Origin of the sequence: Curtobacterium sp. TC1, from assembly GCF_019844075.1 — a bacterium.
GTDB lineage: Bacteria > Actinomycetota > Actinomycetes > Actinomycetales > Microbacteriaceae > Curtobacterium.
Map to the genome: position 1 here is coordinate 1,840,856 of NZ_CP081964.1, position 23,331 is coordinate 1,864,186.

The 23,331-nt window shown below is 72.9% G+C and carries 20 protein-coding genes; 15 read left to right on the forward strand and 5 right to left on the reverse strand.

All coding sequences use genetic code 11. The features are described 5' to 3' along the window. The first annotated feature begins 6 nt into the window (after positions 1–6). From KZI27_RS09840 to KZI27_RS09875, 8 genes are read left to right on the forward strand one after another with little or no spacing between them, the layout of a single operon-like run. Positions 7–1,221 (forward strand): LLM class flavin-dependent oxidoreductase, encoded by a 1,215-nt coding sequence (locus KZI27_RS09840; protein WP_222660941.1) that lies wholly within the window; start codon positions 7–9, stop codon positions 1,219–1,221. Further along, positions 1,218–2,654 (forward strand): NtaA/DmoA family FMN-dependent monooxygenase, encoded by a 1,437-nt coding sequence (locus tag KZI27_RS09845; protein WP_222660943.1) that lies wholly within the window; start codon positions 1,218–1,220, stop codon positions 2,652–2,654. Before KZI27_RS09840 ends, KZI27_RS09845 begins: the two co-directional genes overlap by 4 nt. Continuing rightward, positions 2,651–3,673 carry an LLM class flavin-dependent oxidoreductase gene (locus KZI27_RS09850; RefSeq protein ID WP_222660945.1) on the forward strand — a complete coding sequence of 341 codons (1,023 nt, stop codon included), beginning with the start codon at positions 2,651–2,653 and terminating at the stop codon, positions 3,671–3,673. Before KZI27_RS09845 ends, KZI27_RS09850 begins: the two co-directional genes overlap by 4 nt. After that, on the forward strand, positions 3,670–4,728 hold the full coding sequence (locus KZI27_RS09855; RefSeq protein WP_222660947.1) for an ABC transporter permease: 1,059 nt from the start codon (positions 3,670–3,672) through the stop codon (positions 4,726–4,728). The genes KZI27_RS09850 and KZI27_RS09855 overlap by 4 nt, the downstream gene beginning before the upstream one ends. Beyond that, a complete protein-coding gene (locus KZI27_RS09860; RefSeq protein ID WP_222660948.1) occupies positions 4,725–5,618 on the forward strand; it encodes an ABC transporter permease in 894 nt (297 codons plus the stop codon). The genes KZI27_RS09855 and KZI27_RS09860 overlap by 4 nt, the downstream gene beginning before the upstream one ends. Then, complete coding sequence (locus KZI27_RS09865) at positions 5,615–7,273, forward strand: dipeptide ABC transporter ATP-binding protein (protein WP_222660950.1); 1,659 nt, start codon at positions 5,615–5,617, stop codon at positions 7,271–7,273. Before KZI27_RS09860 ends, KZI27_RS09865 begins: the two co-directional genes overlap by 4 nt. Beyond that, positions 7,270–8,895 (forward strand): ABC transporter substrate-binding protein, encoded by a 1,626-nt coding sequence (locus KZI27_RS09870; protein ID WP_261784209.1) that lies wholly within the window; start codon positions 7,270–7,272, stop codon positions 8,893–8,895. Before KZI27_RS09865 ends, KZI27_RS09870 begins: the two co-directional genes overlap by 4 nt. Further along, a complete protein-coding gene (locus KZI27_RS09875; RefSeq protein ID WP_222660952.1) occupies positions 8,892–10,070 on the forward strand; it encodes an LLM class flavin-dependent oxidoreductase in 1,179 nt (392 codons plus the stop codon). The genes KZI27_RS09870 and KZI27_RS09875 overlap by 4 nt, the downstream gene beginning before the upstream one ends. A gap of 345 nt (positions 10,071–10,415) precedes the next feature. Here the strand turns inward: KZI27_RS09875 and KZI27_RS09880 are convergent, their stop codons facing one another. From KZI27_RS09880 to KZI27_RS09890, 3 genes are read right to left on the reverse strand one after another with little or no spacing between them, the layout of a single operon-like run. Then, positions 10,416–11,441, reverse strand: coding sequence for an ABC transporter substrate-binding protein (locus KZI27_RS09880; RefSeq protein WP_222660954.1), 1,026 nt, complete (start codon positions 11,439–11,441; stop codon positions 10,416–10,418). Between the two features lie 52 nt (positions 11,442–11,493). Further along, positions 11,494–12,267 carry an amino acid ABC transporter ATP-binding protein gene (locus KZI27_RS09885; protein ID WP_131846160.1) on the reverse strand — a complete coding sequence of 258 codons (774 nt, stop codon included), beginning with the start codon at positions 12,265–12,267 and terminating at the stop codon, positions 11,494–11,496. Then, a complete protein-coding gene (locus KZI27_RS09890) occupies positions 12,267–13,415 on the reverse strand; it encodes an amino acid ABC transporter permease (RefSeq protein WP_261784210.1) in 1,149 nt (382 codons plus the stop codon). The genes KZI27_RS09885 and KZI27_RS09890 overlap by 1 nt, the downstream gene beginning before the upstream one ends. A 131-nt stretch (positions 13,416–13,546) precedes the next feature. On the opposite strand from KZI27_RS09890, the gene KZI27_RS09895 reads away from it, so the two are divergent. From KZI27_RS09895 to KZI27_RS09910, 4 genes are all read left to right on the forward strand, one after another. Further along, the gene (locus KZI27_RS09895; protein WP_222660956.1) at positions 13,547–13,798 is read left to right on the forward strand and encodes a DUF4287 domain-containing protein; all 252 of its coding nucleotides are present in this window, start codon (positions 13,547–13,549) and stop codon (positions 13,796–13,798) included. Between the two features lie 61 nt (positions 13,799–13,859). Next, entirely contained in the window at positions 13,860–14,828 is a 969-nt protein-coding gene (locus KZI27_RS09900; RefSeq protein ID WP_222660958.1) for a hypothetical protein, read from the forward strand. Positions 14,829–14,904: 76 nt separating this feature from the next. After that, positions 14,905–16,287 carry an alpha/beta fold hydrolase gene (locus KZI27_RS09905; protein ID WP_222660960.1) on the forward strand — a complete coding sequence of 461 codons (1,383 nt, stop codon included), beginning with the start codon at positions 14,905–14,907 and terminating at the stop codon, positions 16,285–16,287. After that, positions 16,284–17,834, forward strand: a complete 1,551-nt coding sequence (locus KZI27_RS09910) for a GMC family oxidoreductase (protein WP_222660961.1) — start codon at positions 16,284–16,286, stop codon at positions 17,832–17,834. Before KZI27_RS09905 ends, KZI27_RS09910 begins: the two co-directional genes overlap by 4 nt. A 47-nt stretch (positions 17,835–17,881) precedes the next feature. Here the strand turns inward: KZI27_RS09910 and KZI27_RS09915 are convergent, their stop codons facing one another. Both KZI27_RS09915 and KZI27_RS09920 read right to left on the reverse strand, forming a co-directional pair. Continuing rightward, the gene (locus KZI27_RS09915; RefSeq protein WP_222660963.1) at positions 17,882–18,448 is read right to left on the reverse strand and encodes a GIY-YIG nuclease family protein; all 567 of its coding nucleotides are present in this window, start codon (positions 18,446–18,448) and stop codon (positions 17,882–17,884) included. A 101-nt stretch (positions 18,449–18,549) separates the two neighbouring features. Then, a complete protein-coding gene (locus KZI27_RS09920) occupies positions 18,550–19,395 on the reverse strand; it encodes a siderophore-interacting protein (protein WP_222660965.1) in 846 nt (281 codons plus the stop codon). Positions 19,396–19,453: 58 nt separating this feature from the next. Here KZI27_RS09920 and KZI27_RS09925 point away from each other — a divergent pair, with 58 nt between their 5' ends. The 3 genes from KZI27_RS09925 to KZI27_RS09935 all read left to right on the forward strand — a co-directional run bounded on the left by KZI27_RS09925 (position 19,454) and on the right by KZI27_RS09935 (position 23,305). Beyond that, positions 19,454–20,137 (forward strand): heme oxygenase (biliverdin-producing), encoded by a 684-nt coding sequence (locus KZI27_RS09925; RefSeq protein WP_222660966.1) that lies wholly within the window; start codon positions 19,454–19,456, stop codon positions 20,135–20,137. Beyond that, positions 20,134–20,427, forward strand: coding sequence for a DUF2470 domain-containing protein (locus tag KZI27_RS09930; RefSeq protein WP_222660968.1), 294 nt, complete (start codon positions 20,134–20,136; stop codon positions 20,425–20,427). The genes KZI27_RS09925 and KZI27_RS09930 overlap by 4 nt, the downstream gene beginning before the upstream one ends. Before the next feature lie 220 nt (positions 20,428–20,647). Then, positions 20,648–23,305: a phosphoenolpyruvate carboxylase gene (locus KZI27_RS09935; protein WP_222660970.1), complete on the forward strand. Its 2,658-nt coding sequence runs from the start codon at positions 20,648–20,650 to the stop codon at positions 23,303–23,305. Positions 23,306–23,331: the final 26 nt, after the last annotated feature.

Sequence of the window (23,331 nt, forward strand, 5' to 3'; positions counted from 1 at the left end):
ACTGCCATGCCCGACCGCACCACCCTCGTCACCGCGCTGCAGGGCGCCGGCTGGCACCCCGCCGCCTGGCGCGTCGCCGGCCCGGTCGCGCAGCGCCTCACCAGTCTCCGGCACTGGCGCGACGTCGTCGTGGAGCAGGACCGCCTCGGCGTCGACGCCGTCACGATCGAGGACTCCTTCACCGCCGGTCCGGCGGACGCGGCGGGCGACCTCGACACCACGACCGTCGTCGGACGACTCGACGCCCTCCTCGTCGCGAACGCGGTCGCCCCCGCGACCCGCGCCGTCGGTCTGGTGCCGACCGTCTCGGTGACGCACACCGAACCGTTCCACGTGGCCACGGGCCTCCAGACCCTCGACCACGTCTCGCTCGGGCGAGCCGGCTGGCGGATCCAGGTGAGCCCGACGACCCGCGAGGCGGCCCTGTTCGGCCGTCGACCCGGCGGCGACGACGCGGCCACGCTGTTCGACGAAGCCCGCGAGGCGGCGGAGGTCGTCTCGCGCCTCTGGGACAGCTGGGACGACGACGCGATCATCCGCGACGTCACCACCGGCCGCTTCATCGACCGCGACCGGATCCACAACGCCGAGTACGCGGGCCGCCACCTGTCCGTCCACGGCGCGTCGATCGTGCCGCGGTCGCCGCAGGGGCGGCCGCCGGTCTTCGCCCTGGCCCACCGCGCCGACGCTGCGGCGTTCGCCGTGGACGCTGCGGATGTCGTGCTGGTCACGCCCGGCTTCGACGGACGGGAGGCGCGGGACCTGCTGGACGAGGTCCGTCACCTCGAGCAGGCGGCCGGGTCTGACGTCCGTCGTTCGGTCCTCGCCGACCTCGCGGTGCTGATCGGGTCCTCGTCCGCTGCCGCGGCCGACGAGCTCGCCGCGCTCGACGGCACTGCCGGGAGCGCGTACGCGGCGGCGTCGGACACGTCCGTGCTCGCGACGACGGTGCCCGAACTGGTGTCGCTGATCGGCGACCTGCGGAGCCTCGGCTTCGCCGGCGTCCGGCTCCGCCCCCTGCGCATCCCGCTCGACAGCACCGCCATCGCGCGGCAGCTCGTCCCCGCCCTCGTCACCGCCGGGCTCCGCGCCGACGTGGCGTCCCGTCCCACCGCCGACCTGCGCACGCGGCTCGGCGTCGCCCCGGCGGTCAGCCGGTACGCGCGTCCTTCCGTCACCGGTGCTGGTGTCGGTTCCGTCTCCTCGGGGGTCTCAGCATGAGCAGCAAGCGTCAGGTCCACCTCGCCGCCCACTTCCCGGGCGTCAACAACACCACGATCTGGAGCGACGACCGCGCCGAGAGCCAGATCGCGTTCTCGTCGTTCGAGCACTTCGCCCGCAACGCCGAGCGCGGGTTCTTCGACTTCCTGTTCCTCGCCGAGGGCCTGCGGCTCCGCGAGCAGAAGGGCCGCGTCCACGACCTCGACGTCGTCGGGCGTCCGAACACCCTCGCGGTCCTGGCCGCCCTGGCTGGGGTCACCGACCACATCGGTCTGGTCGGCACCCTGCAGACGACGTTCAACGAGCCCGTGGAGCTCGCGAAGCAGCTCGCCACGCTCGACCACCTGACCGACGGTCGTGCCGGGTGGAACGTCGTGACGAGCTCGGACGCGTTCCACGGTGCGAACTTCCGCCGCGGCGGGTTCCTCGACCACGCCGACCGGTACACGCGCGCTGCCGAGTTCATCGCGCTGTCCCGCGAACTCTGGGACTCGTGGCAGGCCGACGCCGTCGTCGCGGACACCGCCGCGGGCAGCGCGCTCGCGGACGGCGTGTTCGCCGACCGGTCCCGCATCCGCGACGTCGACCACCACGGCCCGCAGTTCGACGTCACCGGCACGTTCCCGGTGCCCCGCAGTCCGCAGCGGCACCCGGTGATCGTGCAGGCCGGTGACTCCGACGAGGGGCGCGACCTCGCCGCCGCGAACGCCGAGGTGATCTTCTCGCTGCACACCGAGTTCGACGACGCGCAGGCGTTCTACCGCGACGTCACCGAGCGGCTCGAGCGGGTCGGACGGTCGAAGGACGAGCTGCAGATCCTGCCCGGTGCGACCTTCGTGATCGGCTCCTCGGCGGAGGACGCCGAGGAGCGGTCGAACGCCATCCGTCGCGCCCAGGTCAGCCCGGCCACGGCGATCGCGTTCCTCGAGCAGGTCTGGAACCGCGACCTGTCCTCGTACGACGTCGACGGCCCGCTGCCGACGATCGAGCCCGACTACGAGGGCGCCGCGATCACCCGCGGGCGCGCACGGCACACCCGCGACGTCCCCGCCCTGGTGCGGTCGTGGCGGGACCTGGCCGAGGCCGAGCACCTGTCGATCCGCGACCTCGTCATCCGCGCCTCGACCCGCGGCGGGTTCGTCGGGACGGCGTCGCACATCGCCGCCGAGATCGACCGGTACGTGCAGGAGCGCGCCACCGACGGGTTCGTCGTCGTGCCGCACACCAACCCGTACGGCCTCGACGAGTTCGTCGACACGGTCGTCCCGCTGCTGCAGGAGCGCGGCGTCTACCGGCAGTCCTACGACGAGGGCGCGACCCTCCGGCAGACGCTCGACCTGCCCGGCACGATCCGCGACCGATCGGCCGCCGCACGCACGGCCGCTGCGGCGGCGCCGGCGCGTGCGGCAGCGTCCGCCGGGGTGCTCGCGTGACGATCTCCAGCCTCGCGATCCTCGTCCCCGGCAACTTCGAGGACAACGCCCCCGTCGACGGTCTCGAGGCCACCCTCGACCTCTTCGCCACGGCCGAGCGGCTCGGCGTCGACGGCGCCTGGGTCCGGCACCGGCACCTCGAGCACGGCATCGGCTCGGCCGCGGTCTTCCTGGCGGCGGCGTCGCAGCGCACCACGTCCATCGAGCTCGGCGTTGCCGTCGTGCCGATCGGGTGGGAGAGTCCCTTCCGCCTGGCCGAGGACTTCTCGCTCGCCGACGTCCTGGCGCACGGTCGGCTGCAGGTCGGGCTGTCCACCGGGTCGCCGCACGCCGAGATCCTCGGCGACCTGGTGTTCGACGGCGACTGGCGCGCGTTCGACCGCGGGTACGGGCGGGTGTCCCGGTTCGTGGAGAACCTGCGCGGCGCGTTCCTCGGCGCGGACGACACCGTCATCCAGAGCCCCGGGAACGTCCAACGACCCCGGTTGCAGCCGTACGCGCCGGGTCTGGTCGACCGGGTCTGGTACGGCGGCGGGTCGCTCCGGTCGGCCTCCTTCGCCGGCAGTTCCGGCCTCAACCTGCTGCTCGGCAACCTCACCTCGGGCGAGGGTACCGACGACTACGGCACCGCCCAGCGGAACCAGCTCGCGGCGTACCACGCCGCGCTGCCGACCGGCCGCATGCCCCGCGTGGCCTGGGGCCGGTGCGTCGTCCCGACCGACTCGGCCGACCGGGTCTCGCGCGAACGGTACCGCACCTGGCACGAGTCCCGTCTCGCACGGCAGACCGCGCCCCAGGGACCGCGGCGGACCCTGTTCTCCGCCGACCTGGTGGGTCCCGCCGAGCAGATCGTCGAGCAGCTCGCGCACGACGCCACGTTGGCCGAGGTCGACGAGTTCCGGATCGAGCTGCCCTACGAGTTCGCCGGTGACGAGTACGAGCAGATCGTCTCGGACGTCGTGGCGAAGGTCGCACCGGCGCTCGGGTGGTCGCCCGCCCGGACGGCGGTGGCGGCATGACCCGCTACGTCTTCTCCCGCATCGGCCAGGCCGTGCTCGTGCTCTGGGCGGCGTGGACGATCTCGTTCTTCGTCCTGTACGTGCTGCCGAGCGACCCGGCCCGGATCATGGTCGGTCCGGACGCCACCGACGTGACGGCGGCGCAGCTCGACGCGCTCCGGCACCAGTACGGCCTCGACCAGCCGGTGCTCGTGCAGTACGTCCAGCACCTCGGCGCCCTGCTCACCGGCGACCTCGGCCGCTCGATCGGCGTCGGTCGACCGGTCGCCGACGTCATCGGCGAAGCGATCGCGCCGACCGCCCAGATCGCGGTCGCCGGCCTCGTGCTCGCGATCGTGTCCGGCGGCGGGATCGCGGTCCTGGCGACGTGGACCCGGAACCGGGCCCTCGGCCAGTTCCTGCTCCAGCTGCCCCCGATCGGCGTCGCGATCCCCGGGTTCTGGTTCGCGCTGCTGCTGGTGCAGTGGTTCTCGTTCGGGCTGCACGTCTTCCCGGCGTTCGGTGGCGAAGGGCCGGCGTCGGTCGTGCTGCCGGCGATCACCCTGGCGCTGCCGACCGGTGCCACGATCGCCCAGCTGCTGTCGAAGTCCCTCGTCCAGACCCTCCGTGAGCCGTACGTGGACACCGCGTACGCCAAGGGTGCCGGGCGGTGGCGCGTCCAGCTCCGGCACGCGCTCAAGAACGCTGCGCTGCCCGCACTCACCGTGACGGGACTCATCGTCGGACAGCTGTTCTCCGGAACCGTCGTCACCGAGACGGTGTTCTCCCGTCCTGGCCTCGGCCGGGTCACCGCCACCGCCGTGCAGCAGCAGGACAGCCCCGTCGTGCAGGGCATCGTGCTGCTCGCCGCCGCGGTCTTCGTCGTCGTGAACCTGGTCGTCGACCTCGTGTACCCGCTGCTCGACCCGCGCGTCGTGGTCGCCGGCAGCCGTCGGAAGCTCCGCGACCAGGACGGTGCGACACCGGGTGCGACGTCCGGCACCACCCCGTCCGGCACCACCCCGTCCGGCACCACCCCGTCCAGCGCCACCGAACCGAAGGCGGTCCCCGCATGACCGAGACCACGCAGCTCGCCATCGGGCGCCCCGCGTCGCTCGCCACCGACCGCCTCCCCGGCGGCACCACGACAGCGCTCCGTGCGCTCGTCGCCCGTCCGACGCTCACCGTCGCCCTCGTCTGGCTCGCCCTCGTCGTCCTCGCCGCGCTCCTGCCCGGAACGCTCACCCACCACGACCCGCTCGCCGCCGACCCGGCTGCCAAGCTCACCGCTCCCGACGCCGCGCACTGGTTCGGCACCGACCAGCTCGGCCGTGACCTGTACGCCCGCGTCGTGCACGGCACCGCGCTCACACTGCAGGCCGCGGTCCTCGCGATCGTCATCGGGCTGGTCGGCGGCTCGCTCGTCGGGCTCGTCGCCGGTTTCGTCGGCGGGGTCGTCGACGCCGTGCTCATGCGCGTCGCCGACGTCCTGCTCGCGATCCCGAGCCTGCTGCTCTCGCTGACGATCGTCACCGTGCTCGGCTTCGGCACCGTGAACGTCGCGGTGGCGGTCGGCGTCGCGAGCATCGCCACGATCGCCCGCATCATGCGCTCCGAGGTCGTCCGGGTCCGCACCGCGCCGTACGTCGAGGCGGCGAGCGCGAACGGCAACCGCTGGTGGCGCGTGCTGGCCGTGCACGTGCTGCCCAACGCGGCCGGTCCCGTCCTGGTGCTCGCCGCCCTCGAGTTCGGCACCGCGATCCTCGCCGTCTCCAGCCTGAGCTTCCTCGGCTACGGCGCGCAGCCGCCGCGGCCCGAGTGGGGTTCCCTCGTCGCCACCGGGCGCGACTACATCGCGTCCTCGTGGTGGCTCACGACCATCCCCGGCCTCGTGATCGCCGTCACGGTGCTCGCCGGCAACCGCGTCGCCCGCGCGCTCGACACCGAGCGGAGGGCCGTCCGATGAGCCTGCTCAGCATCCAGGACCTGACCGTCACCTACGGCCGGGGGAGCAGTGCGCGCACCGCGCTCCACGGCGTCTCGCTCGAGGTCGGCCGCGGCGAGCGCGTCGCCATCGTCGGTGAGTCCGGTTCGGGCAAGTCGACGACGGCGCACGCGGTCCTCCGGCTCCTGCCCGCAGCGGCGGACCTGACGGGAGGCACGGTGCGGCTCTCCGGGGCGGCCGACGGATCCGGGGACCTCGACCTGGTCACCGCGACCGACCGCCAGGTGCGGTCCGTGCGCGGCGTCCGGATCGGCTTCGTGCCGCAGGACCCGACGGTGTCGCTGAACCCCGTGACGCGGATCGGCACCCAGGTCGCCGAGGTGCTCCGGATCCACGGGCTCGCCACCGGTGCCGAGGCTCGGGAACGCGCCGTCGAGGAGCTCCGCCGTGCCGGCATCGACCGACCCGAACTCCGCGCGCGGCAGTACCCGCACGAGCTGTCCGGCGGGATGCGGCAGCGGGTGCTCATCGCGATCGCCCTGATCGGCGACCCGGAGCTGCTCGTCGCGGACGAACCGACGAGCGCGCTCGACGTCACGGTCCAGCGGACGATCCTCGACCACCTGGACCGGCTCGTCGCCGAACGGGGCACGAGCGTGCTGTTCATCACGCACGACCTCGGGGTCGCCGCCGACCGGGCCGACCGCATCGTCGTGATGTCCGAGGGGCGCATCATCGAGCAGGGCACCCCGGCCGAGGTGCTCGGCGCACCCCGTGAGGCGTACACGCGCGCACTGATCGCAGCGGCGCCCAGTCTCGACGACGTGACCGTGTCCGTCGGACTCCGCACGGGCCTCCCGGCAGACGGCGACCCACTCGTCGTCGCGACCGGACTGCGGAAGTCCTTCGACCGCGTGACCGCCGTCGACGGGGTGGACGTGACCGTCCCGCGGGGCCGCACCCTGGCGCTGGTGGGGGAGTCCGGTTCGGGCAAGTCGACCACCGCGCGCCTCGTGCTCGGGCTCGAACGCCCGGACGCCGGCCGCGTGCGGTTCTACGGTGCCGACGTGGGCGGAGCCCGCGGTGCCGACGTGGGCGGAGCCCGCGGTGCGGCGCTGCGGGCGTACCGGCGGCAGGCGCAGATCGTGCAGCAGAACCCGTACGCGGCGCTGCACCCGCGGCTGTCGGTGGGTGCGGTGATCGCGGACCCGCTCGCGGCCTTCGGCATCGGCACCCGGCGGTCCCGCGCGGTACGGGCGGCGGAGCTGCTCGACCTCGTCGCGCTGCCGTCGTCCGTGCTCGGTCGTCGACCGGCAGAGCTGTCCGGCGGACAGCGGCAGCGTGTGGCGATCGCCCGCGCGCTCGCACTCGACCCGTCGTTCATCGTCCTCGACGAACCCGTCTCCGCACTCGACGTGTCCGTCCAGGCGCAGATCCTCGACCTGCTCGCGGAGCTGCAGTCGACGCTCGGCGTCTCCTACCTGTTCATCTCGCACGACCTCGCCGTCGTCCGTCGCATCGCGCACGAGGTGTCCGTCCTGCGGGGCGGCCGCGTCGTGGAGCACGGCGACGTGGCACAGGTGCTGCACGACCCGCAGCACGAGTACACGCGCGCACTGCTCGACGCGATCCCGGGACGATCCCGGCGCGTCCCCACCACCGAAGGAGTCTCATGACCACCCACCGCACCCCCTTCCGTCTGGTGGCCGCGATCGCGGCCGGCACCGCGGCGGCCCTGGTCATGGCGGGCTGCTCGTCGGGCGGTACCGCGTCGACGTCCTCGTCGTCGAAGCCCGTCGACGGCGGCTCGCTCACCTACGCCATCGCGAACGACCCGATCACGCTCAACCCGACGGGCACCGGCGCGGGCAACGACACGCTCGCGATCACCCGGCAGCTCGTCGACTCGCTGCTCTGGCAGGACCCGTCCGACGGCTCGCTCAAGCCGTGGCTGGCGACGAAGTACTCGGCGAACGCCGACGCCACCGCGTTCACGTTCGACCTGCGCTCCGGCGTCACGTTCTCGGACGGCACCGCGTTCGACGCGACGGCCGTCAAGGACACCTTCGACGACATCGCCTCGGCCGGCGCGTCGAGCACGGCCGCCGCGTACTTCTCCGGCTACACGGGGACGAAGGTCGTCGACGACGACACGGTCGAGGTCGACTTCGGGGCGCCGAACGCCGCGTTCCCGAACGCCACGGCGTCGGTCGCCCTCGGCATCGTCGCCCCGAAGACCACCGAGACCCCGTTCGACGATCGCGCTGACGGGAAGGCCGTGATCGGCACCGGGCCGTTCACGCTGCAGTCGTACACGAAGAACACGTCCACGGTCCTGACGAAGCGGAAGGACTACGACTGGGGTCCCGCCGCGCGGTCGAACGCGGGGGCGGCGCACCTGTCCGAGGTGACGTTCCAGGTCGTCCCCGAAGCCAGCGTCCGCACCGGCAGCCTGCAGTCCGGCCAGCTCGACGCGATCAGCAGCGTGCAGCCGAGCGACGTCGACACCCTGCAGGCGCAGTACGACCTCGTCACCCGCGCCAACCCGGGTCAGGTGTTCGGTCTGACGTTCAACCAGAAGCGGCCGATCGTGTCCGACCTGGTCGTCCGGAAGGCGATCGCACAGGCCGTCGACCCGAAGGCGGTCCGCGACACCTCGCTCAACGGCCTCTTCAAGGTCGCGGACTCGGTCCTCGGCTCGACCACTCCGGGCTACACCGACACCTCGTCGACGATCTCGTACGACCCCGCCGCGGCGAAGAAGGCGCTCGACGCCGCCGGGTGGGAGAAGGGCTCGGACGGCATCCGCGCGAAGGACGGCCAGAAGCTGCAGCTCAAGCTCGTCTGGATCACGAACTTCGGGCCGAACCAGACCTCGCTCGAACTCATCCAGCAGGAGCTGAAGAAGATCGGCGTCGGCGTCACCCTCGAGAGCGGGACCGTGCCGCAGTACCTCGCCAACCTGACGAGCGGCGACTGGGACCTGTCGTGGGACAACAGCTCGCGCGCCGACGGCGACGTCCTGCGGTCGAAGTTCTCCAGCTCGGGCGCCCAGTCGATCGGTGCGTCGGACACGACGCTCGACGCGCTGTTCACGAAGGAACTGTCGCAGTCGTCGGCGTCCGACCGGTCGGCCACCTTCGGGGAGATCCAGCAGCGCATCGCGTCCCAGGTCGACTTCGTCCCGGTGCACGAACTCACCAGCATCATCGCGCCGGCGCCGACCGTGCACGGCATCGTGTTCGGGGCCGACACCCGGCTCGACCAGCTGACCGGCGCGTGGAAGGACGCCTCGTGAGCGCCGCTGGACGGGTGCCGCTCTCGGTGCTCGACCTCGTACCGGTCACCGCCGGGTCGTCCGCCGCCACGGCGCTGCACCGCACCGTCGACCTGGCCGTCGCCGCGGAGCGAGCCGGGTACGCCCGCTACTGGCTCGCCGAGCACCACCTCAACCCCGGGGTGGCCGGCAGCGCGCCGACCATCGTGATCGGTGCGGTCGCCGCCGCCACGTCCACGATCCGGGTCGGCAGTGCGGCGACGCTCGTCGGCAACGTCCGCGGGCTGCAGATCGCCGAGACCTTCGGCACCCTCGCTGCGCTGTACGGGCCGCGGATCGACCTCGGGCTCGGCCGCTCCGGGGCGCCGGCTCCTGGCACCCCGAAGCCGCCGTCGCTCGCGCCTCGGTCGGACGAGGTCGTCGACGGACTGCTCGTCCCCGCACCCTTCGACTTCCGCATCGCACCGGGCAGCCGGTTCGCCCTGCAGGGGGAGCTGCTCGGGAGGGTGCCCGGCGACGTCGACCGGTTCGAGGGCGAGCTGGACCTCGTCCGTGCGCTGTTCGCCGGCACCTGGTCGCGGGACGGCGCCGTCGTCGAGGCGCCGCCCGCCACCGGAGCCGCCGTCGAGCTCTGGATCCACGGGTCGACCGGAGGCGAGAGCGCCCGGGTCGCCGGAGCACGCGGACTGCCGTACGGCGCGAACTACCACACGTCGCCCGGCACGGTCCTGGCGTCGGTGCAGGCCTACCGCGACGCGTTCCGCCCCGGCGTGCTCGAGGCACCGCACGTCATCGTGTCGGCGGACGTCGTCGTCGGGCGCACCGAAGCCGATGCCGCGGAACTGTCGCTCGGGTACGCGGAGTGGGTGTACTCGATCCGCTCCGGCGTCGGGGCGATCGAGTACCCGACGCCGTCCGCGGCACGGGCTGCGCCGCTCGCTGCGGCGGAGGCGGCGTCGGTCGCCGATCGGCTCGCCACCCGGTTCGTCGGCGATGCCACGGCCGTCGCCGACCGCCTCGAGGTGCTGCAGCGGGCGACCGGCGCGGACGAGCTCCTCGTGACGACGATCACGCACGACCACGACGCCCGGGTGCGCTCGTACGAGCTGCTCGCCGCGGAGTGGGCCGCGCGGGGTGCCGGTGCTGGCGCTCGTACTGCCCGTGCGGGGGCTGGCGTGGGTGCCGGGGTGCGCTGACCGCACTGGTCCGTGTCGACCCGGAACGACGAGCTCGATGTCGCACGACGTCGGGCTCGTCGTTCGTGCGCGCGTGCAACCAGTGGCGCGTGCAACGAGCGACACCGTGGTCGTCGTCCGACGTCGACGAAGTCGTCCGGGGTCGGTGCGCGTGTGGCCCGTGCGCGTACATGTTCCGACGATGCACGCGTCGATCACCTCGTGCAGTGTCAACGATGCGCCCGCAACGAGCATCGGCGCCGACCGCCGCGCGCGCACGGAACGACTCCCTCGACGTCGTGCGACATCGAGGGAGTCGTTTCGCGTCGGACTGGCCCGAGCCCGCGCCCGAGCCCGCGCCCGGCGTCAGCTCGCGTCGAGCGGCAGCCCCTCGGGGTTGACCTCGGAGTGCTCGACGGCCTCGTTCGACAGGTTGTAGGCCTTGAGCCACTTCGCGTACGTGCCGTCGTCGATCAGCTCGTCGATGGCGTCCGCGATGGGCTCGGCGAGCCCACTGTCCTTCTTCGTCGTCGCTGCGATGAGCCCCTGCAGGTCCCCGCCCGCGCCGGAGAACGTGCCCGCGGTCTTCGTCGGGTTCGCGCCGTCCGCGCTCAACGTGTTCTGGTACGCGACCGTCGGGTTCGGCCCGAAGTACGCGTCGATCTTGCCGGAGTCGAGCGCCAGCTTCACGGCGTTGCCGTCCGGGTAGTACTTGATCGTGATCGTCTTGCCCTGCTTGGCGAGGTCGGCCTTCCAGCCGAGCAGGATGAGCTCCTGGTTGGTGCCGGAACTGACGGCGACGGTCTTGCCGGCGAGCACGGACGGGTCGCCGTCGAACGTCAACGAGGAGTCCTCCGGCACCTGCAGTGCGAGGTTGTCCTGGCGGTACGAGGCGAAGTCGTACTTCTCCTTGCGCTGCTCGGTCACCGTGATGTTCGAGAACCCGGCGTCGTACTTGCCGCCGTCGATCCCGACGAACAGGTTGTCCCACGTGGCGTTCTCGACCTGGGCCTCGAGGCCGAGCTTCGCGGCGACGAGCCGGCCGAGGTCGGGCTCGGAACCGGTCAGCGTCTTCTGGTCGTCGCCGGTGAACGCGAGCGGCGGGAACCCGGCCGGCAGCGCACCGATGCCGACGACGAGCTTGCCGGACTTCTTGATCGACGCGGGGAGTTCGTCGTGCAGCTTCTCGTCCGCGTCGACGGTGACCTTCGTCTCGGTGGCGGCACCGTTCGACGCGGCGCCGATCGTGACCGTGCCGTCGGACGCGCCGGAGCCAGAGCCGGAGCCGGCCGTCGCCGACGTGGCGCACCCGGCGAGGGCGACGACGACTCCGGTGGCGAGGACGAGGGCTCCGGCGCGGTTCCGCCAGCGGGAGGGGGTGATCGGGGACATGGTTCTCCTGGGATCGGGTGGAAGGGGAAGAAGGAACGTCGAGGGGACGGCGTCAGCGGACGCGGGACAGGAAGTCCCGCGTGCGAGCGTGCTGCGGATCGTCGAGCACCTGGGCGGGGGAGCCCTGCTCGACGACGCGGCCGTGGTCGAGGAACACGACGTGGTCGGCGACCTCGCGGGCGAAGGCGATCTCGTGGGTGACGATGACGAGCGTGGTGCCCGTGTCCGCCAACCCCCGGATGACCCCGAGCACCTCGCCGACGAGCTCCGGGTCGAGCGCCGAGGTCGGTTCGTCGAGCAGGACGACCGACGGCTCGAGCGCCAGTGCCCGCGCGATGGCCACGCGCTGCTGCTGCCCGCCGGAGAGCTGCCGCGGCCGGGTGTCGCCACGGTCGCCGAGTCCGACGCGCTCGAGCAGCGCCGCCGCACGGTCGCGCGCCACGGCACGGGGGACCCCGGCGGCGATCGGCCCCTCGGCCACGTTCTCGAGCGCGGTCAGGTGCGGGAACAGGTTGAAGTGCTGGAACACGAAGCCGATCCGCGATCGCTGCCGCAGGATCAGGCGCTCGGGCAGCTCCTTGTAGCGCGGGACCCCGTCGCGCCCGGTCCGGAGCCGGACGCCGATGGTCTCGCCGCCGACCGTGACGACCCCGCGGTCGAGCGGTTCGAGGTGGTTGATCGCGCGCAGCAGCGTGGACTTGCCGGACCCCGAGGGCCCCAGGACCACGGTGACGCTCCCGGACGGCAACGACAGGTCGACGCCGTCGACGACGACCGTGTCGCCGAACGCCTTGACGGCTCCGTGGATGCTGATCGCCGCGCTCATCAGATGGTCCTGTCGTCGATGGTGGAACCGGGGCCGGACGCGACCACGGCCGCGGCGGAGGCGGCCTGCCGGGAGCGATCCGGGCCTCCAAGCCGACCCGGCCCGCGTCCGGAACCGCGACGCACCGCGGCCCGTACCCGCTGGAACGGCGTGGGCGGCAACGCCCGCACCGACCCGCGAGCGGTCCACCGCTCGACGTAGTACTGCACGACCGACACCGCGCTGGTGAGCGCGAGGTACCAGAGCGTCGCGACGACGAGCAGCGGGATGATGTCGGTCGGGTAGGTGCTGGACAGGTTCTGGACGACGCCGAACAGGTCGAGCAGCGACACGTAGAACAGCAGCGACGACGCCTTGAGCAGCCCGACGACCTGGTTCACGAACGCCGGCACGATCGACCGGAGTGCCTGCGGCAGGATCACCCGCACGAACTGGCGACGGCGGGGGAGCCCCAGCGCCTGCGCGGCCTCGTGCTGGCCGTGGTCGACGGCCAGCACCCCGGCACGGACGATCTCGGAGGCGTACGCGATCTCGCTCAGGCTCAGCCCGATGACGCCGATCGCCAGGTCGCCGAGGACGTTGGCCGTGGTGACCTCGACCTGCGGCCCGAAGGGGATCCCGATGCCGATGGTCGGGTACAGCGACCCGAGGTTGTACAGGAAGACGAGCACCAGGATGAGCGGCACGGAACGGAACAGCCAGACGTAGCCCCACGCCAGCCCGGACAGCACCGGGTTGCGTGAGAGCCGGGCGATCGCGACGACGATGCCGCCGGTGAAGCTGATGACCGCACTGAGTGCCGTCGCCACGAGCGTGAGCTGCAGGCCGGTCAGGATCGCCGGGCTGAACAGCCACTTCCCGACGGCCGGCCAGCCCCACGACTCGTTCGTGAACAGTGTCTCGACGAAGTTCAGGAGCACCACCAGCACGACGGCTGCGGCGATCCAGCGCAGCGGGTGCCGCAACGGGACGACGGGTCGGTCGAGCGCGGCGCGTCCGGCCGCGTCGACGGTCGCGTCCGTCGTCCGGGAGGCCCGTGGTGCGTCCCGCGATCCTGCTGCGTCGTCGACGCTGGTCGCGTCGACCGCATCGGTCCCGGCGACGGCGCTGGTCGCGTCCCGGGACGGTCCCGTTCTGGTGTCGGTCATGTCGCGACCGTAGAAGGGTCGCGGTGCCTGGACAACGCACGGTGCAACACACCGCTACGGGGCGGAACGCGGCGTCACAGTCGCGTCGCGCATGACGTTCCGTGACGCCGTGTGCGCAGTACGGTTCTGCCATGACAGCGCACCGCGTGACCGCTCCCGTGCCCCCGGCGGACGGCAGCAAGCCGAAGGGTCCGGCGTCGTACTTCCCGAGCATCGAGACGACGTACGGCCGCCCCGTCCAGGAGTGGCTCGATCTGGTCGCCGAGCAGCTCGGCGACCACCCGCACATGCAGGTCGTCGCCTGGCTGAAGACCGAGCACGGGCTCGGGCACGGCCACGCGAACGCGCTCGTGGCGTACGCGAAGCAGGCCCTCGCACGCTGAGCGCCCGTCGCCGGCCCGCGGTGTCGACGGCAGTGTCGGTGGCGGTGCCTAGCGTGTGGACGTGGCCGAACCCGTCGACGCGTGGTGGCGCCGCCGACAGTGGTCGCGCGGCGAGGCGGTGCCGTACGCCGTCGGGCAGTTCCGCGCCGACTGGGCGCCGTACCCGGTGCTCATCCGCCAGTACCACCCCGACTGGAACCACGGTGTCGTCCTGACCCAGGTCCCACCGGCGGCCGAGGTCCTGCTGACCTGGGAGTGCGACGTCGGCCACGTCTTCGTCGCCACCCCCGCCGAGCAGCGGTCCCGACCCGGTCGAGAACGTCGGCGCTCGGTGTGGTGCCCGGAGTGCGCGGTGCAGGCGCAGCCGCAGCGCTGGCCGGTCCTGCCGTCCGACTGGCCGTCGCAGGTGCCGGTCCCGCAGCGGGTGGTCCGTGCCACCGGCCGCCAGACCCTGCCGGCGGCGCCCTCCCGCGGCACCCCGGCGGGCGCCGTGGCCTCGAGCCGCACCCGTGCGCGTCGACCGGTGCCGGGGGTACCGCGACGCGCGGACCAGCCGGTGCCCCGCACGATCTGTCCGAAGACCCCGCGGCTGCCGTCGGGTGAGTCGTTCGCGAGCGTCTGCGCACCGGCGACGGCGTCCGCGGTCGAAGCCGAACTGCGTGCCGCCCTGTCCGACCGGTTCGCGTTCACCTACGACCACTCGGCGATCCGCCTCGACCGACCGTTCTTCGACCACGTCGAGGTCTGGCCGGACATCATCCTGCCGGAGCTCCGCGTGGCGATCGAGTACGACTCGACCGGTCGGCACGGCCTCGAACACGTCGGGCCGCGGCAGGACACCGACCGCAAGAAGGACCGCGCGGTCCGCGCCGTGGGCTGGGAGGTCGTGCGCATCCGCACCGGACGACTGCCGGCGCTCGGCCCGTACGACCTGCAGGTGTCCGGCATCTCCGGCCGGACGGTCGATCGGCTCGCCGACACCCTGCGGCAGATCCGTGGCGACCTCTTCGTCGACGCGTACGCACGATGACCGATCGGGGGACAGGATCGGCCGACGGGGTACACGCCGCCTGGGTTCGCCGCGGAGCGACCGGTAGGCAAGAGGGGTGACCCCTGCGTTCTGCCTCCACGCGTTGGGGGCGAGCTCCGAGGAGTTCGCCCTGCTCCGCCGCGCCCTGATCCGTGACGACCTCGAACTCATCGGCATCGACCTGCCCGGCTTCGGCCGCAGCCCTGCGTCGTCCGGTACCACCGTCGAGGAGGTGGCCGTGCTCGTCGAGCGCGCGATCGGTGCGAGCGGCGCGAGCGAGTGGGTGCTCATCGGGCACTCCATGGGCGGCAAGGTGGCCACGGTCGTCGCCGACCGCACCATGTCGGGCGCGAACGGCCTGTTCGGCCTGCGCGCCGTCGTGCTGCTGGCGGCCTCCCCGCTGGCGCCGGAACCGATGGACGACGAGCGCCGCGCCGCGATGCTGTCCTGGGCGGCCGACGGCCCGATCGGCGCCACCCACGCCGCCGAGTTCGTCGACGCGAACACCGCGTCCACCCTGGCGCCCGAGCGGCACACGACCGCCGTGCAGGACGTCCAGCGCACCGATCCCGGCGCGTGGACGGCGTGGCTCACGCGCGGCAGCCGCGAGGACTGGTCGGACGCGGCGCCGAACCCCGTGCCGGCGCTCGTGCTCGCCGGTGCCGAGGACGGCGACCTCGACGCCGAGGCACAGCGTCGCCTCACGCTCCCGCACTGGCCGGACTCGGAGCTCCACGTCGTCGAGGGCGCTGCACACCTGCTGCCGTGGGAACAGCCCGAGGCGGTGGCCGACCGCATCCGCGACTTCTGGACCCGCCGCTTCACCGGGGCTCCCGTCGTGCCCGTCGAGCAGGCACGGGTCATCGCCTCGCCGCGGGTCAGCGCCCGCATGCGCTCCCTGTTGGCGGCACGCGCGCTGCCCGACGACCCGACCGCCGCGCCGCGCGCGCTCACGGCGCTCCAGCTGCAGACCCTCCGCGCCATCGCCCGGATCGTCGTCCCACAGCCCGGCGACGGTCAGGTCGACCTCGCCCTGCGCGTCGACGACCAGCTCGCCGCGGGGCTCGGTGACGGGTGGCGCGTCGACGGCATGCCGGCCGACGTCGAGGCGTACCGGGCGGCGCTCGACGTGCTCGCCGGACCGACGCAGGACGGCGTGCTCGACCGCACGCTGCAGGACGTCTCCGCCGGTCGGTACCGTGCCGACGGCGTGCTCGACGCCGAGCAGCTGCGCGCCTGGTTCGAGGACGCCAGCGTCGACCTCGTGAAGCACTGGCTGGCCCACCCCGCGACGATGGCGGCGATCGACTTCGACGGCTTCGCGAACGGCGGCGACGGCGTGCGCAAGCAGGGGTTCCAGCTGCTCGCCGCCGACCAGCGCGAGGCCTGGGAGTCACCGGCACCCGACCGCCGCGACGACACCCACGACGACACCACGACGACGGAAGCAGCACGATGAGACTCGACGGACAGCGCACCTACGGCACGGACGACGTCGTCGACGTGGTGGTCGTCGGGACCGGCGCCGGCGGAGCCCCCCTGCTGGCCTCCCTGGCCCGTCGCGGCCTGCGGGTCGTCGCCCTCGAGGCCGGGCGCAACACCGAGCCGGGCGACCACGTGCCCGACGAGGTCGCCGCACCCGGCGACATCAACTGGATGGACGAGCGGCTGAGCGGCGGCGGAGCACCGACCGCGTTCGGCCCGAACAACAGCGGGACCGGCGTGGGCGGCTCGACGCTGCACTGGGGTGCGTTCACACCGCGCCCGAGCGAGCACGACCTGCGCCTGCGCTCCGAGAGCGGCCAGGGCCAGGACTGGCCGATCAGCCACGCCGAGCTCACCGGCTGGATCGAGCAGGTCGAGCACGACGTCGGGGTGGCCGGTCCCGAGCACTACCCGTGGGACCCGTCGCGCCGCTACCGGATGCGTCCGCCGGCGCGCAACGCCTCGTCGGACATGATGATGCGCGGGGCAGCGGCCGCCGGCATCACCGCGACCGACGCCCCCGTCGGCCTGACCACCGAGGACCGTCACCAGGAGCACCACGGTCTGCGGCATGCCTGCGTGTCCTGCGGCTCGTGCCACCAGGGCTGCCGCAACGGCGCCAAGGTCTCGATGGACACGACGTACCTGCCGGCCGCCGTGGCCTTCGGCGCCGAGATCCGGCCGGACTCGTTCGTGCACGGCATCGAGCTCGACGCCGCGGGCGAGGTCAGCGCCGTGCTGTACACCCGAGACAGCCGCGAGCACCGGCAGCGCTGCCGGTCGCTCGTGCTCGCCGCCGGCGGCGTCGAGACCCCGCGCCTGCTGCTGCACACCGGGATCGCGAACGGCAGCGACCAGGTCGGCCGGAACTTCACCGCGCACGGCGCCACCCAGGTCTGGGCCCGCTTCGACCAGTCGATGCGCTCCTACCGCGGCTACCCCTCGTCGATCATCACCGAGGACTTCGTCCGGCCCGCCGACGCGGACTTCGCCGGCGGGTACCTGATCCAGAGCCTCGGGGTGCAGCCGCAGACCTTCGCCAACACGCTCGTCCGGGGCGGCGGCCTGCGCGGCGCCGAACTGGTGCGGGCGCTGCAGGACTACCCGTACTCGGCGGGCGTCGGCATCAACGCCGAGTGCCTGCCGTACGACGACAACCGCCTGGTGCTCGCGGACGAGGTCGACGAGCACGGTGTCCCGCGCGCACGGGTGTCGTTCACGCCGGGGTCCAACGAGGATGCGATCCGCCGTCACGCCGTCCGCACCATGACCACCATCGTCGAGGCCGCCGGCGGCAAGGACGTCCGGGTCCTCGAGCGCACCGCGCACACCATCGGCACGGCCCGCATGGGAGCGGACCGCGAGACCTCGGTCGTCGACCCCGACGGCCGCTCGTGGGACGTCCCGAACCTGTGGATCGCCGACAACTCGGTGTTCCCGAGTGCCGTCATCGCGAACCCGGCGCTGACGATCATGGCGCTGTCGCTCCGCACCGCCGACCGGATGCTCCGGGCCGCCTGACCCGCGCGAGCGGGCCGACGGCGCGATCGTGCCACGGCCCGCTCCGGTCAGCCGCGCAGCGCGAGTGCCTCGCTCGTCCACCGGGCGTGCAGGTCCCACGGGTCCTCCACGCCGGCGGCGACGGCGTCGACGTGCGCGAGCAGCTCCGGCGTCGCCCGGAACCACTCGGTGCCGGGGTACCGCGTGGCGGCGAACTGCGTGTGCCGGCGGCGTTCGAGCGACCGGTCGCCCCGCTCGAACGCCAGCAGGTCCTGGTGCGGGATCGCGGCCAACCGCTGGCGCGGGTTCGTCGTCGTGCCGATCTTCACCCGGTCGCCGAAGTCGTCGCGCATCCGGAGGTAGTACACGACGTCGACCCGCGGGGGAGCGAGGTCGCCGTCGGGCACGTCGCCCCACCGCCACTCGCACCGCGCGCAGACGAAGCCGGACGGGAACCGCACGCCGATGCGCGACCCGCAGACCGCGCAAGGCCCCGGGAGTGCGTCCTCGACGCCGACGTGCTCGGCGGCGAACTCGGTCACCAGCGTGACGTGCGTGGCGCACAGGGGCACGCCCGCGAGCGCGTCCGCAGCGGTGCCTGCGCAACCCGGCACGCAGCACGACGAGGTGACCATGTCCGGAACGCTAGCCGGACCCACCGACGTCCCCCGCGCCTCCCGGCTGCTCCGCTCCCCATCGCACCCGCTCTGGGAAGGACCGCGCAGGCGCCCGGCCGTCAGTCGGTGAAGATCACGCCGACCGGCTCGCGCTTCTCCTCCTGGAACTGGTCCTCGCCCCGCCCGAGCGCCCAGTAGGCGGACAGCGACATCTCGCGCTTCTCGAGCCCCCAGTCGTCCTGCAGCAGCCGACGGATCGCCTTCATCGCGGTCCGCTCGCCGTGCGCGAAGACCTGGACCGGCCGGGAGGCGCGGGGCAGCGCCCGGGCCGCGTCCAGCAGGAGCGTGCCCGGCTGGGCGCCGGTGGCGTCGCGGTGCAGCCACCGCAGGTCGACCCCGGCCGGGTGCGCGATCTGCTGCTCGTCGGCCGGGCCGGCGACCTCGACCAGGGCGATGCCCGTGGCCGTGTCGGCCATGGACTCCAGCGCGGCGCCGATGGCCGGCAGGGCGCTGTCGTCGCCGAGCAGGACGTGCGTCACGTCCGGGTCGTCCACGGGCGCGTAGCCACCGCCGGGGCCAGACAAGGCGAGCTTGTCGCCGGGCTGCGCCGCTGCGGCCCAGGGCCCGGCGAGCCCGTCGTCGCCGTGCACGACGAAGTCGACCGCGATCGTCCTCGCGGTGTGGTCGACGGCCCGCACCGTGTAGGTGCGGCGGGCCGGCCGGTCCTGCTTCGGCAGGGTGTCGCGCAGCGCCTCGAGGTCGTACGGCGGCTCGAGGCCGAGCGACGGCTTGGCGAGCAGGAGCTTGACGTACTTGTCGGTGGCGGCCAGCTTGTCCGCATCGGCCGTGCCCACGAAGTCGTCGAAGGCCGGTCCGCCGAGGTGGACACGCACCATGTGCGGCGTCAGCCGCTCGGTACGGTCGACCACGAAGACGTGCTGGGGGCGTTTGGGCTTGGAGCTCATCGGTACGAGCGTCCTCTCTCCTGCTTGACGTTTGTCGAACTAAGGTTAGCCTTACCTCATGGACACGACCGTCACCCCGTTCTCCGAGCTGCTGCGCAAGCGCACCCGGCGCTCGCACGGATCCTCGGCCGGGAACGGCTTCATGCACGACCTGCTCGGCGGGAAGTGCGACGTCGCCGACTACGCGGCGTTGCTCGGACAGTACTCGTTCGTCTACGACGCCCTCGAGCGTGCGGCCGAGCGGATGGCGGACCACCCGGTGGCGGCGCCGTTCGTCACCTCGCAGCTCACGCGGATGCCGGCGATCCGCGCCGACCTCGAGTACCTGATCGGTCCGGACTGGTCCGAGCTGGTGTGCCCGCTCCCCGCCACGACGGCGTACGTGCGGCGGCTCAACGAGGTCGCGGCCGAGTGGCCCGGCGGCTTCGTCGCCCACCACTACACGCGGTACCTCGGTGACCTGTCCGGTGGGCAGATGATCGGGCGGATGCTGTCCGACCAGTTCGGCTTCGACACGAACGGGGTCCTGTTCTACATCTTCGACCAGGTCGCGGACCCCAGCGCCTTCAAGGAAACCTACCGTGCGCAGCTCGACGCGGCACCGTGGTCGGCGGACGAGCAGGAACGGGTCATCGCCGAGGTCGAACTGGCGTACTCGCTCAACAGCGGTCTGCTCGAGGGCCTCGACGCCCGTCGGCGGCCGGTGACGGACGGTGTCGGCGACGCGGCGGTGACCGCGTGACCGAGCCGTTCGACGACGAGGCACGCAGGGCGATCCTCCGGCACATGAACGCCGACCACGCCGGCGACAACCTGGCGATCGTCCGCGCGAACGGTGCCGCGACCGCCGTGGCGGCGACGATGACCGAGATCGACGCCGTCGCCGGGGTCTGGCTCGCCCGGCTCGACGACGGCGACGAGGAACAGGTCATCGTGCCGTGGACGTCGCCGCTGACCGACCGCCGTTCGGCTCGGGTGCAGATCGTCGAGGTCCACTCCGCCGCGCAGGCCCAGCTCGCCGAACCGAGCTGAGCCGAGCCGCGCCGACCACAGACCCGCCGGGATCGCGGACCGCGTCGCAACTGCAGGGGTGCTCCCGCCTCGCGTCGCGATCCCGGCGTCCTCCGTGCGTGCCCGCGCCCGGCACGAACGGCCGGCTGGTCCGTCCGGACGGTCGACGTCACGGGCGCCCGTTGGCCGATACGCTGCTCGGAGCCGGGACGGTGTTCCCGGACGACCCCGAAAGGACCCCATGACGGCGATCGACGGATCGGCGCGCCATGAGCGCGCTCGGGACGACGTCAGCGGCGCGGTCGACAGTGACCTGCGCGCCGACGTGCGCTACCTCGGCAACCTGCTCGGCCGGGTGCTGCGCGAGAACGGCGGCGACGAGCTGCTGCGTGACGTGGAGTCGCTGCGCGCAGCCGTGATCGACGCCTACGAGGGCGACCACGCCGAGGGCGCCGCCCGCGCGCAGACCCTCGTGTCCGCGATGTCGGCCGAGCGCGCCGAAGCGGTCGCACAGGCCTTCACGACGTACTTCCACCTCACGAACCTGGCGGAGGAGCACCACCGCGTGCGGGTGCTCCGACAGCGCGGTGACGACGGGGGACTCGCCGGCGACTCGTTCCCGGCGACCTACGCGGAACTCGTGGCCGAGGTCGGCGAGGCCGAGGCGGCCGAGCGACTCCGGACGCTGCGGTTCCACCCGGTGCTGACCGCGCACCCGACCGAGGCCCGCCGTCGTGCGGTGACCACGGGCGTGCGGCGCATCACGGACCTGATCGACGAGCGCGACCGCGCGAAGAACGCCACGGCACGTGCCGAGAACGAGCGGCGGCTGCTCGAGGAGATCACGACCCTCCTCCGCACCTCGCCGCTCCGCACCACCCGGCCGACCCCGCTCGACGAGGTCCGCACCGCGATGAGCGTGTTCGACCAGACCCTGTTCGAGATCGTCCCGCAGGTGTACCGCCTGCTCGACGACCGGCTGCAGGGCGACGACGCCGGTCGCGCACCGGTGACCGCCCCCGCGTTCGTGCGGTTCGGCACCTGGATCGGCGGCGACCGCGACGGCAACCCGCACGTGACCGCCGACATCACGCGCCAGGCCGCCGAGATCGCGGCCGAGCACATCCTGATCGGCCTCACCCGTGCCACGACCCGCATCGGCAGCGCCCTGACGCTCGACGCGAGCGACACCCCGGCCGACGCCGGGCTCACCGCGCTCGTGGCGGCGCAGGAGTCCCTCGACCCGACCATCGCGGAGCGCATCGGCGTCCGTGCCCCGAACGAGACCCACCGTCGCGCCCTGCTGTTCGTCGCGGCGCGCATCGACGCCACCCGCCAGGGCGCCACGCCGCTCGGGTACAGCGGCCCCGACGCGCTGCTCACGGACCTCCGGACGATCCAGGCGTCGCTCGTCGCCGCCGGCGCGATCCGGCCTGCGAACGGCGAGCTGCAGAACCTCATCTGGCAGGTCGAGACCTTCGGGTTCCACCTGGCGGAGCTCGAGGTCCGCCAGCACTCCCAGGTGCACCGCACGGCCCTCGCCGAGATCCGTGCCGGCGGCGCCCTGAGCGAGACCACCGAAGAGGTCCTCGCGGTCTTCCGGACCATCGCCGGCCTGCAGGAGCGGTACGGCGTCCGTGCCGCCAGCCGGTACATCGTGTCCTTCACGCAGTCGGCGGCGGACCTCGCCAACGTGCACGAGCTCGCCGTCGCCGCACTCGGGTCGCCCGAAGCCGCGCCGGTGCTCGACGTGATCCCGCTGTTCGAGACCTTCGCCGACCTGCACGCCAGCGTCGACATCCTCGACGAGGCCGTGCGCACCGAGACGTTCCAGCGTCGCCTGGCCGCGACCGGCCGTCGACTCGAGGTCATGCTCGGCTACTCGGACTCGTCGAAGGACGTCGGCCCCGTCTCCGCGAACCTGGCGCTCTACGACGCCCAGGCCCGCATCGCCGACTGGGCGCGGGAGAACGAGGTCGAACTGACCCTGTTCCACGGCCGCGGTGGTTCGCTCGGCCGCGGCGGCGGACCGGCCAACGAAGCCGTCCTCGCGCAGCCGCCGGGATCGATCGACGGTCGCCTGAAGCTCACCGAACAGGGCGAGGTCATCTTCGCCCAGTACGGCGACCAGGACATCGCGGCCCGCCACCTCGAGCAGATGGCCTCGGCCACCCTGTTCGCGTCGTCGCCGTCGAACGAGGCGCGCACGGCCACGGCGGCGACCCGGTTCGCCGACCTCGCGCAGCAGCTGGACGACGTGTCGCGCGCGGCGTTCTACGAGCTGGTCAAGGCGGACGGCTTCGCCCCGTGGTTCGCGCGGGTCACCCCGATGGAGGAGATCGGTCTGCTCCCGCTCGGCTCCCGTCCGGCCCGTCGCGGGCTGTCGGTCGAGTCGCTCGAGGACCTCCGCGCGATCCCGTGGGTGTTCTCCTGGACCCAGGCGCGGATCAACCTGGCCGGCTGGTACGGGCTCGGCTCCGCGCTCGAGGCCGTCGGCGACGTCGACGTCCTGCGCGCCGCGTCCGCCGAGTGGCCGCTGTTCGGCGCGATGATCAAGAACGTCGAGATGTCGCTCGCCAAGACCGACGAGCACATCGCCCGTCGGTACCTCGAGCTCGCCGACCGCGACGACCTCGCCGCGAAGGTGCTCGACGAGATGGCACGCACCCGCGACTGGGTGCTCCGGATCTCGGGGGGCAGCGACGTGCTCGAGGACCGTCCGGTCCTGGCCCGGGCCGTCCGCCTGCGCAGCCCGTACGTCGACGCCCTGTCGCACCTGCAGCTCCGCGCGCTCCGGTCCATCCGGACGACGGGCAGCACCGACCCGACCGATGCCGACCACCGCCTGCTGCTGCTCACCGTGAACGGGATCGCCGCCGGCCTGCAGAACACCGGCTGATCCGCGGCTGGCGGGGTGCGTCGAAT

Excerpts from the sequence above, each read along its gene's own strand:
- KZI27_RS09880 (WP_222660954.1), bottom strand. The coding sequence starts at position 11,441 with ATGTCCCCGATCACCCCCTCCCGCTGGCGGAACCGCGCCGGAGCCCTC.
- KZI27_RS09870 (WP_261784209.1), top strand. The coding sequence starts at position 7,270 with ATGACCACCCACCGCACCCCCTTCCGTCTGGTGGCCGCGATCGCGGCC.
- KZI27_RS09890 (WP_261784210.1), bottom strand. The coding sequence starts at position 13,415 with ATGACCGACACCAGAACGGGACCGTCCCGGGACGCGACCAGCGCCGTC.
- KZI27_RS09895 (WP_222660956.1), top strand. The coding sequence starts at position 13,547 with ATGACAGCGCACCGCGTGACCGCTCCCGTGCCCCCGGCGGACGGCAGC.
- KZI27_RS09920 (WP_222660965.1), bottom strand. The coding sequence starts at position 19,395 with ATGAGCTCCAAGCCCAAACGCCCCCAGCACGTCTTCGTGGTCGACCGT.
- KZI27_RS09885 (WP_131846160.1), bottom strand. The coding sequence starts at position 12,267 with ATGAGCGCGGCGATCAGCATCCACGGAGCCGTCAAGGCGTTCGGCGAC.
- KZI27_RS09845 (WP_222660943.1), top strand. The coding sequence starts at position 1,218 with ATGAGCAGCAAGCGTCAGGTCCACCTCGCCGCCCACTTCCCGGGCGTC.
- KZI27_RS09840 (WP_222660941.1), top strand. The coding sequence starts at position 7 with ATGCCCGACCGCACCACCCTCGTCACCGCGCTGCAGGGCGCCGGCTGG.
- KZI27_RS09860 (WP_222660948.1), top strand. The coding sequence starts at position 4,725 with ATGACCGAGACCACGCAGCTCGCCATCGGGCGCCCCGCGTCGCTCGCC.
- KZI27_RS09915 (WP_222660963.1), bottom strand. The coding sequence starts at position 18,448 with ATGGTCACCTCGTCGTGCTGCGTGCCGGGTTGCGCAGGCACCGCTGCG.
- KZI27_RS09925 (WP_222660966.1), top strand. The coding sequence starts at position 19,454 with ATGGACACGACCGTCACCCCGTTCTCCGAGCTGCTGCGCAAGCGCACC.
- KZI27_RS09865 (WP_222660950.1), top strand. The coding sequence starts at position 5,615 with ATGAGCCTGCTCAGCATCCAGGACCTGACCGTCACCTACGGCCGGGGG.
- KZI27_RS09910 (WP_222660961.1), top strand. The coding sequence starts at position 16,284 with ATGAGACTCGACGGACAGCGCACCTACGGCACGGACGACGTCGTCGAC.
- KZI27_RS09855 (WP_222660947.1), top strand. The coding sequence starts at position 3,670 with ATGACCCGCTACGTCTTCTCCCGCATCGGCCAGGCCGTGCTCGTGCTC.
- KZI27_RS09935 (WP_222660970.1), top strand. The coding sequence starts at position 20,648 with ATGACGGCGATCGACGGATCGGCGCGCCATGAGCGCGCTCGGGACGAC.